At 68.0% G+C, this 11,743-nt stretch carries 12 protein-coding genes and 1 tRNA gene; 7 read left to right on the top strand and 6 right to left on the bottom strand.

The genetic code is table 11. The features are described from left to right. The first annotated feature begins 341 nt into the window (after positions 1-341). A complete protein-coding gene (locus ABZ808_RS13110) occupies positions 342-1,109 on the top strand; it encodes a hypothetical protein (protein ID WP_357004761.1) in 768 nt (255 codons plus the stop codon). 81 nt (positions 1,110-1,190) lie between these two features. On the opposite strand, the gene ABZ808_RS13105 is transcribed toward ABZ808_RS13110, so the two are convergent. The 5 genes from ABZ808_RS13105 to ABZ808_RS13085 all read right to left on the bottom strand — a co-directional run bounded on the left by ABZ808_RS13105 (position 1,191) and on the right by ABZ808_RS13085 (position 4,847). Further along, entirely contained in the window at positions 1,191-2,042 is an 852-nt protein-coding gene (locus tag ABZ808_RS13105) for a maleylpyruvate isomerase N-terminal domain-containing protein (protein WP_357004758.1), read from the bottom strand. 98 nt (positions 2,043-2,140) lie between these two features. Beyond that, the gene (locus tag ABZ808_RS13100) at positions 2,141-3,043 is read right to left on the bottom strand and encodes a hypothetical protein (RefSeq protein WP_357004756.1); all 903 of its coding nucleotides are present in this window, start codon (positions 3,041-3,043) and stop codon (positions 2,141-2,143) included. A gap of 378 nt (positions 3,044-3,421) precedes the next feature. Then, complete coding sequence (locus tag ABZ808_RS13095; protein WP_357004754.1) at positions 3,422-3,832, bottom strand: hypothetical protein; 411 nt, start codon at positions 3,830-3,832, stop codon at positions 3,422-3,424. A 536-nt stretch (positions 3,833-4,368) separates the two neighbouring features. After that, a tRNA-Arg gene (locus ABZ808_RS13090) sits at positions 4,369-4,441 on the bottom strand. Positions 4,442-4,640: 199 nt separating this feature from the next. After that, the gene (locus tag ABZ808_RS13085) at positions 4,641-4,847 is read right to left on the bottom strand and encodes a hypothetical protein (RefSeq protein ID WP_357004751.1); all 207 of its coding nucleotides are present in this window, start codon (positions 4,845-4,847) and stop codon (positions 4,641-4,643) included. A 406-nt stretch (positions 4,848-5,253) separates the two neighbouring features. On the opposite strand from ABZ808_RS13085, the gene ABZ808_RS13080 reads away from it, so the two are divergent. Beyond that, positions 5,254-6,132: a helix-turn-helix transcriptional regulator gene (locus ABZ808_RS13080; RefSeq protein ID WP_357004749.1), complete on the top strand. Its 879-nt coding sequence runs from the start codon at positions 5,254-5,256 to the stop codon at positions 6,130-6,132. A gap of 109 nt (positions 6,133-6,241) precedes the next feature. Then, positions 6,242-7,096, top strand: a complete 855-nt coding sequence (locus tag ABZ808_RS13075; protein ID WP_357004747.1) for an aldo/keto reductase — start codon at positions 6,242-6,244, stop codon at positions 7,094-7,096. A 453-nt stretch (positions 7,097-7,549) separates the two neighbouring features. On the opposite strand, the gene ABZ808_RS13070 is transcribed toward ABZ808_RS13075, so the two are convergent. Next, on the bottom strand, positions 7,550-8,944 hold the full coding sequence (locus ABZ808_RS13070; RefSeq protein WP_357004744.1) for a glycoside hydrolase family 6 protein: 1,395 nt from the start codon (positions 8,942-8,944) through the stop codon (positions 7,550-7,552). 326 nt (positions 8,945-9,270) lie between these two features. Here ABZ808_RS13070 and ABZ808_RS13065 point away from each other — a divergent pair, with 326 nt between their 5' ends. From ABZ808_RS13065 to ABZ808_RS13050, 4 genes are all read left to right on the top strand, one after another. After that, complete coding sequence (locus ABZ808_RS13065) at positions 9,271-9,537, top strand: hypothetical protein (protein WP_357004741.1); 267 nt, start codon at positions 9,271-9,273, stop codon at positions 9,535-9,537. A 113-nt stretch (positions 9,538-9,650) separates the two neighbouring features. After that, positions 9,651-10,094 (top strand): hypothetical protein, encoded by a 444-nt coding sequence (locus ABZ808_RS13060; RefSeq protein WP_357004738.1) that lies wholly within the window; start codon positions 9,651-9,653, stop codon positions 10,092-10,094. A gap of 61 nt (positions 10,095-10,155) precedes the next feature. After that, on the top strand, positions 10,156-10,638 hold the full coding sequence (locus tag ABZ808_RS13055) for a hypothetical protein (RefSeq protein WP_357004735.1): 483 nt from the start codon (positions 10,156-10,158) through the stop codon (positions 10,636-10,638). Between the two features lie 376 nt (positions 10,639-11,014). Then, positions 11,015-11,671 carry an NAD(P)-binding domain-containing protein gene (locus ABZ808_RS13050; RefSeq protein WP_357004732.1) on the top strand — a complete coding sequence of 219 codons (657 nt, stop codon included), beginning with the start codon at positions 11,015-11,017 and terminating at the stop codon, positions 11,669-11,671. The last annotated feature ends 72 nt before the right edge of the window (positions 11,672-11,743 follow it).

The following is an 11,743-nucleotide window of genomic DNA, read 5'->3' as shown; positions in this document are numbered from 1 at the left end:
TACCCCCCCCCCCCCCCACCCGCCGCGGCCCCCCCCCCGGGGGGGGGCCCCGGGCCCCCCCCCCCCCCCCCCCCCCCGCGACCCGCAAATCCGCGCAGGTAACCCGCGCCGGTGCCGGACGCGACCCCCTCGATCCGCGCCCAACAGATACAGACGACCCTATTCCCACGGGTGGGAATAGGGTCGTCATCGAACCGCAGCGCGTTTCTGCACAATCTCGTTACACGGACGGGCACGAATGCGAAAGACGCGGTCTGTCCGGCTGCCCCTTCCCCGGTCACGACGCCGCAAGCTCCACACCCGGGAAAATCGGCTGGCACCGGCCCGTTAGGGTCACGTCTATGCGTCGACTGATCCCAGCCTTTTCGATTGCCCTCACCGCCGTCCTCGTGGCCGGCTGCGGCACGACCTCCAGCGACACCGGAGGTGCCGCGCCCTCCGCCGCGCCCGAGACGACCAAGGTCGAGCCCGTCGCCGCCATCCGACAGGCCATGGACCGCAGCCTCACCGGCACGGTCACCATGGACGCCTCCGTCAAGGCCGGCCCTCAGGCGATCACCCTCAGCGGAAAGATGGACCCCGTCGCCAAGGCGATCCAGGTCACCGGAAACGCCCCGGATCCGATCGAGGCCCGCCTGATCGGCGACATCGCCTATATCAAGTCGGATTCGCTCGACGGCGACAAGCCGTGGATGAAGATCGACCTCAACAAGCTCAAGCCGACCAGCTCGATGCGCCAGTCGTTCGACCTCAAGGCACAGACCGGCATCATCGGCGGCGTCGTGACCGCCCAGGAGGTGAGCCCCGGCCGTTACACCGGCGTCGCCGACCTGAGCAAGGCGGCGGAAGCCGCCGGCGCCGACGGCGGAATGCGCGAGGGCCTCGAGTCGACCGCCAAGCTGGCGAAGGACCCGGCGGCGATCCCGTTCGAGGCGACCATCGACGCCGACGGCCGACTCACCGCGCTGTCGTACACCATCGCCACGAAGAGCGTCGGTGACCTCGTCACCGAGATGAAGATGAGCGGCTTCGGCGAGCCGGTCTCGGTGAAGGCCCCGCCCGCCGGCGACACCGAGGCAGCCTCCGAGGAGATGTACAAGTTCCTCTGACCAACCGGGACGACGGTGCCCTCCGGAGGAATCCGGAGGGCACCGTCGCGTCGCTGGGCCAGGCGTCTCCCGCGCGGACGATCACGCGCTCCGTTGCCCTGGTTTCGGCGCGAGCCGGCTGTTGGGCATGTGCACGACCCGGAGGAACGCGGGCAGCCGCCACGGCCTCGGCCCGCCGATGACGACGTCGCGGCGCAGCACCGCGTGCGCGATGCTGATCCGGCCGAACATCATCAGGTTGAACCGGGCGGGACGGAACGTCACGCGCGCGTCGATCGGGCCGTCGGACGGCGCGATCCACACCCTGCGATCGCCCAGGGTCAGCGTCGTGGTCGCCGTGTACGGCGATCGGAACTGCACCGACACGGGCTGGCGGGGCATCGGCAGCTCGGTGTTGAGCAGCACCCCGTACGTGTCGCGCAGCATGTCGAACATGAACAGGTCCCAGTAGAGCGCGGCGTGGTCGTCCGGCATCGGCCACGGCCGGCGCAGCGCCCGTGCGATGTCCCAACCGTGCACGAGCAGTTCGTTGGTCAGGTGGGCGAAGAGACCGCCGACCGTCACCCGCGCGTTGCCCAGCCAGCTCACCGTCGACCGTGGATCCGCCGTTGTGGCCAGCAGGCTGTCGACAGCGGTGTTCAGCTGCGACAGCAGGACCCCCAGGTCGCGCTCGGTGAAGTGTGCGAGCACATGGGTGTTGACGTCGGCCACCGTGTCGACGTTCGTGACGGCCAGCATGTCCTCCAGGCCCGGCACGGGAATGGCGACCTCGGTGCCCTCCAGCCTCGACACGTACAGCATCGCGATCGACACCACGTGCGCGACGGTGTCGGCCACAGTCCAGTCGGCGGTCACCATGACCCGGGGCGACCGCGCGGCGGCCACCAGATCGGTGAACCGATCGGCAGCCGCCCGCAGTGCCGTGTTGGCCAAGCTCCAACGATCTGGATCCGCCACGTCAGTCACATCGAACAGCATCGAGCATCTGCCCCGCCGCGACTTCTTCGCACGTGCACTCTTTCGCGCGGATGTCAGTTGTAGAACATGGTCGGGAACCAGCCGAAGCCGAAGATGGCGGGCACCCGGACATCCCAGTACACGACGGTGAACACGCCCAGTGCGATGAGCAGCGCGCCGCTGAGCACCATGCTGCGCCGCAGGTCGGCGGTGAGCCAGCCGATGAAACGGCCCCGGGTGAGCACGATCAGCAGCGCGAACAGCGCGGTGACCACGACGATGTTGCCGAGGGACTGCAGCACGAACGCGGCCGAACCGTACAGCGGGTTGCCGCTGTCGACCGCCCAGTGGAAGAGCTTGTTGAACAACGGATAGGGCCGACCGATGAGGAACCCGCCGATGAGCGCGCCGAGGGTCACCACCCGTGCGACAGGTCGGTCAGCGAACACGTCCGGCACCGCCCGGATCGCGGCCAGCCCCAGATAGATGAGAGCCAGCCCGATGAGGCCGAACACCACCGACGACTGGATGATGCGTACCGGCACCCCACCGGCGGTCTCGGTCGACAACTGCGGCAGCCGGTCACCCAGCAGAACCCCGACGAACCCGTACACCGCCGCGACGACGACCATTCCCAGGGTGAGGTAGCCGACCGGCCGCAGCAGCAACCGGAGCCGGTCACCGCTGCCGCTGCCGGCCGCGCCGAGCGGCCCGATGGACGCGAGCATCGCGATGTTGCACGCGGTGAACGTGCCGGCGAGGCCCGACACGAACGCGAACACCAGGCCCGCGGCGGTACCGGAGATCGCCGTCGCCTTCGCGTCGTGACCCAGGAGCCCGCTGGCGACACTGTCACCGATGACCGAGTCGACGAACTCGTACGACCACAGCACCGCCAGCAGAACCCCGGCCGCCGCGCTGGCCGCGATGATGACACCGTTGCGCTGTGGTGGTGGCCCTTCGGTGGGAACGCTCACGAGGTTTCGGGTGGCTGTGGTTGGCGTATCCGTCATCAATCTCTCCCCAGACCGATTGGCGTCCGATGACTGTGCGCGGCGAGGATGTCACTCAGAGCACCAGGGGTGCATCTCCGAACGTGCGCAATCGGTGGCAGGGAGTCACGGCTTCGGTCTCATGTGGTCTGGGGCAACCTCGCTCGACTTGTCCACGGAGGCCGCCATGGCCCGACCACGGGCCTCCCCTGATCGCCCGCGCCACTGCCGAGCGGTAGGCACCGGCCACCACCGCGAGCAGCACAACATTGCCGGCAGCCGGCTTGTCCCGTCACGGGACATGCTTGACACCCGCGTCCCACCGGACGCTTGACAACGTCATTGCCGGCAGTTGCGCTGTGTTCACTCCGCAGTCAGCGGAACCGGCTGCCCTTGCCGCGCTTCAAGGACTACCCGCTGGCCCAGCGGTTGAGCCAGATTCAGAGTGGCTGTCCGCGCGTAGCCCGCAAGCGTGCAAACCTCGTTGGTGGCGTGGGGCTGCGCGATGACGATGACGACGACCGCGTTAGCCGATTCGACGGCCTCGGCGTGGTAGTCCGCACCGCAACGTTCGGTTGCCGGTCCCGGAGTGCCAGTGAAGGTGACAGCCAATCGAGTACCAGCCCTGGTGCCGGTCGCTGATTCGATAGAGATGCCAGGTGGTGAATCCCATGGCGGCGGTGTCACGCTGACGGTGGCTGAACCACCAGCGTTGATGACAGCCTGGTCATAGCGGGCCAGGGCCTCGCCCGCCTGCTGGCGCATCTCGCCCAAGCTTTCTCCCTTGGGTAGTGCGCCCTCGTGCGGGTTGTTCACCTCCGAGCTGCAACCAGCGAGCAGGGCCACTGCCGCAGCCCAGAGCACCCACCGCCGTCGAGCCATTACCAGTTACCTCCGCAGCTCATGTCGAAGGTCGTTCGCCTGAACGACACATCGGGCGACTCCGTCGGTCGGCGGGGAGGGGCTGAGCCGCCATCGGCGGCCACCAGAGCTCAATGGCCACCAACAGTATCGATCGCGGGCTGGATGTCTAGACCAGCCGCGCAGCATCTGCTGGGACGGAAGTGTCACGCATGTGGTGGGACTAGACACGCCGGCAGCCGCCTGTCCGGTCTCGGGACCTGCGTGACAGATCGGTATCAGGACGCTGGAACTGCTGATCGCTGTTACCTACGTCGGCCAGCGGGGACGAAGGCGAAACGTGGTGAGCGCCTGGTCGCGTTCTTCGCCTGCCTGCACTTTGCGCACCTGTTCGAATCGAGCAGCGCGCGTATTGCCAGCTCAGATGGCGTTTCGGCTGTGTATCGAGGTGCCCCCGGCAGGATTCGAACCTGCGACACACGGTTTAGGAAACCGATGCTCTATCCCCTGAGCTACGGGGGCGCGAGGGCCCAGTCTAGCGACCTGGGCGTTCACCTGGGGTGGCAGGGAGTGGCCCACGTTCACCCACGTCACCCGGACCCGTGTTCGCCCAGCCCAGGAGCACACCCGGAGCACACGAACCCCGGTTTGCGACCGGGGTTCGCCGCGGTGACCCGCGTTGGCACCGGTTCACCCCGGTTGGCATCCGCTGGAGGAGTCTCTACGCGAGTTCGCACAGCGCCACTTCTGCCGATCTTGGTTGTTTGGTCTGGTAGGGGGTCTTGGCGCGAATGCAGGCCCAGAGGACGTTGAGGCGTTGTCTGGACAGGGCGGCGATGGCTTGGCGGTGAGTCTTTCCTTCGGCTCTCTTCTTGTCGTAGTAGGCGCGTGATCGTGGGCAGTGGGACAGGGCGGCGAAGCTGGACATGCTGAACACCCGGCGTAGGCCGCGGTTCAGTAGCCACAACTTCGGAAAGGGCGATCGGTCGCAAGCCTCCATCCAGTACTGATACAGCGATGTCTGGTTGCGGGTCCGGACGGACCCCTGGAGTCTGCTGCCGTTGGCGTCGGCTGTCCGGGGAGTCCCGAATACGCCGCAGGGCCTCACGACCTTCCCGCACTCTGGCGACGGTCACAGGGCGGCGAGCAACGGACCCGCCGTCCCCACGACCTCATCACCACCGTGACCAGCAGCTATCCCACTACGCAATGACCCTGGCCGCCAGCCACTTCGTTGATCCTGCGCATTGACCCGAGGTTTGGTTGCTGCTTCGCGGTGTGGGGGGTACCAGCAGGGACCCTCAGCCGGTGGGCGAGGTGCCTACGCTGGGATTATGGATAACCGGGCGGAAGCCAGCGCTTTCCTCAAGTCGCGCCGAGACAAGATCACGCCGGAGCAGGCAGGCGTGCAGTCCTACGGCGAGCGGCGGGTACCGGGGCTGCGTCGCAGCGAGGTCGCCCAGCTGGCCGGGGTGAGCGCCGAGTACTACACCCGGCTCGAGCGTGGCAACTTGGGCGGTGTCTCCGAGAGCGTCCTGGACTCGCTGGCCCGGGCGCTGCAACTGGACGAGATCGAACAGGCCCACCTGCATCATTTGGCGCGTACGGCGGCTACCCCGCGATCCCGGGCGAGCAAGCGAGCCGTGGCCCCGGCGGTGCGGCCGTCGGTGGCGCGGATGATCGAGGGCATGCCCAGCATGCCGGCGTACGTGAATAACAATCGTCTTGATGTGCTGGCGGCCAACTCGCTCGGCCGCAGCCTGTTGACCGACCTGTACGCCGACCCCGCTTGCGACGAGAACATGGCCCGGTTCGCGTTCCTGAACCCGGCTGCCCGGCACTTCTTCGTCGACTACGACCGCATCGCCCGTAGCACCGTCGGGCACTTCCGGGCCGAGGTGGCCAAGTTTCCGTACGACCGCCAGCTGTCGAATTTGATCGGTGAGTTGTCGACCCGTAGCGACACGTTCCGGGTGTTGTGGGGCTCGCACGACGTGTACGCCTTCCGCGACGGCAGCAAACGCTTCCGGCACCCGGTCGTCGGCGAGCTCACCCTCGACTTCGAAGCGCTGCCCCTACCGGACGACAGCGGCCTGCAGCTGTCGGTCTACAACGCCGAGCCAGGCAGCGCCGCCGCTGATGCTCTGACGTTGCTGGCCAGCTGGGCCGCGACCGTCACCGGCACGGCGGACGGCTCCCTGGCCGAAAGCTGACCGGGGGTCCCTGCCGGTACCTCCCATGTCAGGGACTCTCACCCGAGCCGAATCCCGGGCTTTCCTAGAAGGGCAGGAACGACCACGACAGATCACGAGGAGCACGATCATGAGCAAGGTCCCCACCATCACCCTGAACAACGGCGTCGAGATGCCTCTGCTCGGCTTCGGCGTCTTCCAGATTCCGCCGGAGGACACCGAGCGAGCTGCCCTCGAAGCGCTCGAGGCCGGCTACCGCTCGATCGACACCGCAGCGGCCTACCAGAACGAAGAAGCCGTGGGGCGCGCGATCGCCGCCAGTGGCATCCCACGCGACGAGCTGTTCATCACGACCAAGATCTGGATCCAGGACGCCGGCGACGAACCCGCCAAGCGCGCGTTCGAAACGTCGCTGCGCAAGCTCGGCCTCGACCAGCTCGACCTGTGCCTGATCCACACGCCCTACGGCGACTACTACGGCACCTGGCGCGCGCTGGAAACCGCCTATCACCAGGGCACGGTACGCGCCATCGGCGTCTCCAACTTTCACCCCGACCGGCTAACCGACCTCATCGCGCACAACGAGATCCTCCCGGCCATCGACCAGGTCGAGACGCACCCGTACTCCCAGCGCATCGCTGACGAGCAGGCCATGCGCAAGCGCACCGTGCAGATCGAAGCCTGGGGTCCGCTGGCGCAGGGGCAGCACCACCTGCTCCAGGACCCGGTGCTCACCGAACTGGCCAGCGCGCACGACAAGTCCGCAGCTCAGATCGTGCTCCGCTGGCTGATGCAGCGCCAGGTGCCGGCGGTCGTGAAGTCCACCAAGCCCCAGCGCATCCGCGAGAATCTCGCCGTCTTCGACTTCGAGCTCACCGACGCCGACATGGCGCGTATCGCGACCCTCGACGGCAGGACCGGACCGGCCTTCGACCACCGCGACGCCGACACCGTCGACTCCATCAACAACATGAAGCTCACCTGATCGCAGCTACGGGGGTAGCCCGTCAGAGGCCTCACGTCGAGCACCTCCTGCTGGCCGTGCTCAACGGCAGCGGCCAGCCCTCCGCACGGCGTTCGAACGCAGGTTCGCGTTGCCGCGATACCCGGACAGCTTCCGCGCTATAGATGCGCCCGAGGCACGCAAGGCTTCCCTTCCGGCCGTGACGGGGCCGCGCCTACGGAGCAATTGTCGTCGTGGGCCCGGACCACGCCAAAGCGAGTCGTGGCACTCCGCTCCCGGCACACCCGCGGGGACTTGGCGTGACGCAGGGTTCCCGATCAGGGACTTCGGGTTGGCCGTCGCGGCCGTCGTCCTGGCCGCCCTACGGTGACGTCCGCTCGCCCGTCATTCCAGCGCCGGCCGGTCCGGCCCGTACCGCAGAACGGGCCCGGCGCGAGGAGTGGTCCTCGCGCCGGGCCGCGGTATCTGGTGGGGTCAGCCGGCCGCGCAGGTGGCCGTCGCGCCGGTGCCGGTGCCGGTGCCCTGGAAGCCGAAGTTGGTCGTCTGCCCGGCGCCGACCTGTCCGTTGTAGCTCACGTTGGTGAACCGGACGGTCCCACTGGTGCCGCTTGCCTGGGCGTTCCAGGTGCTGGTGACCGCGGCACCGCCGGGCAGCGCGATGGTCACGGTCCAGCCGTTGATGCTCGCAGAGCCGGCGGTGACGTTCACGCTCGCGGTGAAGCCGCCGGACCACTGGTTTAGCGCCACCGACGCGGAGCAGCCGTTACCCGTCGGCGGCGGCGTGGTGGGGGGTGCCGTGGTCGGCGGGGCGGTCGTCGGCGGGGCCGTGGTGGGGGGAGCCGTGGTGGGGGGCGCCGTGGTCGGCGGCGCGGTCGTCGGGGGCGGGTTGGGCGCGCCGTTGGCCAGGCTGAAGGCCAGGTCGGGCTGGAACGAACCGGCCGTGTAGCGGCAGCCGTCGGCCTCCCCCGGCGGCTTCACCCAGAGGTACGCGTCGATGTTGCTGTCGCCGGTGTTGGTCGTCGGGTACTGCCCGATGCGCCGGTCGGTGTTGTCGTCGCCGCACCAGTCCCCGCTGGCACCACCGTTGCGGCTGGTGTCGATGACCTGGCGCTTGCCCGAGATGCCCATGCCGTTGAGGGCGGAGATGACCGCCCGGCCGAAGTTCGCCTCGCCGGAGGTGGAGTTGTAGTTCGACACGTTGGTGAAGAAACCGTCGGCGTACTGCACGCCGGCCGCACGAAGCCGGTTGGCCGTCTCACCCGCGCTGTTCCAGGTGGAGTGGCCGCCATCGAGGTACACCTTGGCGTTGGGGTTGCCCGACTTGATGGTCCGGGTGGCCGTCGAGATCGCCTGGTTGCGCGCGTTGATCTCAGCGCTGCTCAGGCAGGTCAGCAGGGCGAGCGAGTCGGTCTCCAGGATGATGATGACCGTCTGGTTGCCCAGTCCGCGGGAGAAGTTGGTCACCCACGTCTGGTACTGGTTGAGGTCCGGCGCCCCACCGGCGCTGGCCCCGCCGCAGTCCCGGTTGGTGATCTCGTACACCGCCAGCACCGGGATCTGCTGCGCCGCGTTGGCGGCACCGATGAACCCGGAGACCTCGGACTGCACAGTCGACGGGTTGAAGTTGGCGAACCAGCGGGCCTGCGGCTGACTCGCGATCTTGTCGCGGATGACGGCGGTACGGGAGTCGCCGGGGTTGGCGGCGACCCAGCGGACGACAGCCGAACTCGGGTCGCGGTAGAGCGATCCGGACAGCGTGCCGGCGGAGGCGCTGCCGACGGTGAGGCCGATGCCGACGGCGGCGACGCCCGCGACGGCAGCCACGCTGGCGGCCACCGATCTGCGGCGTAGCGAGGACAGGGTAGCCACGACGTGTTTCCTCCTGATCACATTGATGTATCCAAGTTCGTGGGAGCGTTTCCATGGACGGTAGCGGAGGCGCGCCCCGCTGCCAAGGTGTGCGGTTACGTCGACGCGGAAGCGACGGTCGTTGATGTCATGGCTCGCGCCGAGCGCGACGTGGCGCTCGCGCCGGGGCCGGCGGATTGCCGTCCGGCAGCCGGCTCACCTGCCTCTGTCGCGGCCCACGATGGTGCCGTTGAGCACGGTGGCGAAGAGGGGCCATGCGGCATACGGGGCCAGTGCGGCACCGGCCCAGGCGGTCCGCACGCGCGGCGCGGCCGAGCAACACCAGGTTGGACTTCGACGTCCTCCACGACCCGATCGCCAGCTGGAACGCCCGTGGTTACCCGGTGATCTGGACCGGTGACACCAACCGCGACCCGATGCCGAAGCTCTTCCCGGCGAAGGAGACGCGCGCCTTCGCAACCGGCATCGACCAGATCGGCTGGCTCCAGGGCACCAACGGGGTGCAGATCCAGCTCCGCAAACGCAAGGTCATCCCCATGCACGTCGACGGTCATGACGCCCGCGTGGCGGTGCTCCAGGTCCGCCGGGCCTGATCGACAGTTCGCGGACACGCACGTGCCCGGCGTCCCACGGGACGCCGGGCACAGCGGGTAGGGCGACGATCGCCGACCTGCGCCGTCGATCAGGGCTGTTAGTTTCCTGGACCATGGACGACACCTCTCGCTGGTACCGCCCGAAACCCAATGTGCTGCTCCTGATCGGCACCGCTACCGCACTGTTCGGCTACCTGTCCCCGTGGTTCCGTGGCAGCCGCCGCCGTCAGTGGTGGTACTCGGGCTGGGCCTACCTGGAGACGGAGGGCAGCTGGACCTGGTGGGTCGTGGTGCTCCTCGTGATCGCCATCGGTGCCAGCCTCTGGGCCGGCCGGTCGGTGGGGCTCGCCCTGTTCGCGGCCGGCGCGACGGTGGCCGGGATGTTCCTCGCCGGTGCCGTGGTCGCGGTGAGCCTGGGCATGCTGCCGGAGCGCACCGGCATCGACTGGGTCGGTGAGCTGCCCTTCGGGTTGGGGATACCACTGATGGCCATCGGATTCGGAACCGCGATCGCCGGAGCGCTGGCTGCCGTTCGCCGTGACGGTGAGTCGTCATGATCGTCCGCGTCAGCGACTGTTGGGCGCCGCGCCGACGTCACGGTACGACTATCGTTCTTGCATGGTGATCGATTCGTCCGCTGCCATCGCCGCCGCATTCCTCGCGGACGGGCCTGCCGACGGCGTCGACCTCAGCCTGTTCGGGCAGTTCGCCGGGTCCTGGTTGTTGGACTGCACCGAGTACGACCCCGAGTGCGCCTCGACCGTTCGTCGAGGCGAGTGGCACTTCGGGTATGCGTTGGGCGGGTCGGCAACCACCGATGTCTGGATCCTGCCCGGCGTCGAGCACGGCGTCAGCCTGCGATTCCCGGACCCCACAGCCGGTGCGGGGATCTGGCGCTCGACCTGGGTGGGGCCGGGCCGACGTCGGACGCACACTTTCCTGGCCTCCCGCGTCGCCGACGAGATCGTGCTCGACGGTGACGATCTGCGCTGGACCTTCTCCGACATCGAGGCCGACGAGTTCCGCTGGCGCAACGAGGCTCGTCAGCCCGACGGAGCGTGGCGGCTTCAGCAGACGTTCCGAGTTTGGCGGCAGCGCTGACGTGACAGTGCACTGCCACCGGCGCGGGACAGACCTTTGGAGTCCAGGCCCGCGATGACGAGAGGTCGTCCGAGCCCGGGAGTCCACCGGACAGCCGGTCGCGGCAGAAGTCCCGGAACGACCGGGGCGGGCGGTCGGTCACGTCCGTGACGGTGGTGGTCCGGTCCTCCGCGTCGGCCGCGACCACCGTGTCCAGCAGGCGCGATGCGGACGAGCGGTCCGGCGGCGAGCGAGACCCAGGTGACCCGACTCACCTACCGATCGGTACAGAACCTGCTATGATTTGACTTGCGACCGAGCGGTACAAAACATGGACGGGTCTGCTCCAGCCGCACCGCCGATAAGCACCGCTGAGAAATCCTGTGTGGAGGCACCTGTGACAACAATTGCGATCGTCGGCGCCGGCGAGGTGGGCAGTCAGATTGCGCGTGCGGCGATAGCGAGCGCGTATGAGGTTGTCATCGCCAACTCGCGTGGGCCTGGGACATTGAAAGGTCTTGTTGCCGAGCTCGGCCCGGCGGCCCGTGCCGCGCATGCGTCGGAGGCTGCGGCAGCGGGCGATTTCACGATCCTCGCCTTTCCGTACAAGACCGTCGTTGACCTACCTGTCGAGGAGCTCGCGGGCAAGATCGTGCTGGACACCAACAACTACATGATCTGGCGCGACGGACATATTCCAGTGATCGACTCCGGCGGGAAGACCGTTCACGAGCTACGCCAGGAGCAACTCCCGAGGTCTAAGATCGCCAAGGCATTCACTCACATTCAGGCTCCCAGCCTGCTCAGGATGGGACGACCCGCAGGCGCTCCCGACCGGATTGCGCTGGCGGTCTCAAGCGACCACCCCGAAGCGGTTGAACTTGTCACGCGGTTGTACGACCAGTTCGGATTCGACACCGTCGACAACAGTCCGTTGAGCGAATCGTGGCGCTCCGCTCCCGGCACACCCATGTGGAACCGTTCCGTGCCCGGGCAGAACCGCGAGGAGTTGGTCCTCAACCTGAAGAGAGCGAAGCCGGTAATCATGAGGTGACCTTTCCCATCCAACCGGGCCACACCCATTGCCGTGGCGGTGGTGCCGCTCCCCCGGCCGCCACCGCCACGG

The sequence above is a fragment of the Micromonospora sp. NPDC047527 genome, assembly GCF_040643015.1.
Taxonomy (GTDB): Bacteria; Actinomycetota; Actinomycetes; order Mycobacteriales; family Micromonosporaceae; genus Micromonospora.
Note: the sequence above shows the minus strand (reverse complement) of the source record. Positions and strands in the feature narration are given on the sequence as shown.

Bases quoted from the DNA above. Each gene is read 5' to 3' on its own strand.
- ABZ808_RS13055 (WP_357004735.1), top strand. From the start codon at position 10,156: ATGGTGATCGATTCGTCCGCTGCCATCGCCGCCGCATTCCTCGCGGAC.
- ABZ808_RS13075 (WP_357004747.1), top strand. From the start codon at position 6,242: ATGAGCAAGGTCCCCACCATCACCCTGAACAACGGCGTCGAGATGCCT.
- ABZ808_RS13060 (WP_357004738.1), top strand. From the start codon at position 9,651: ATGGACGACACCTCTCGCTGGTACCGCCCGAAACCCAATGTGCTGCTC.
- ABZ808_RS13080 (WP_357004749.1), top strand. From the start codon at position 5,254: ATGGATAACCGGGCGGAAGCCAGCGCTTTCCTCAAGTCGCGCCGAGAC.
- ABZ808_RS13110 (WP_357004761.1), top strand. From the start codon at position 342: ATGCGTCGACTGATCCCAGCCTTTTCGATTGCCCTCACCGCCGTCCTC.
- ABZ808_RS13085 (WP_357004751.1), bottom strand. From the start codon at position 4,847: ATGTCCAGCTTCGCCGCCCTGTCCCACTGCCCACGATCACGCGCCTAC.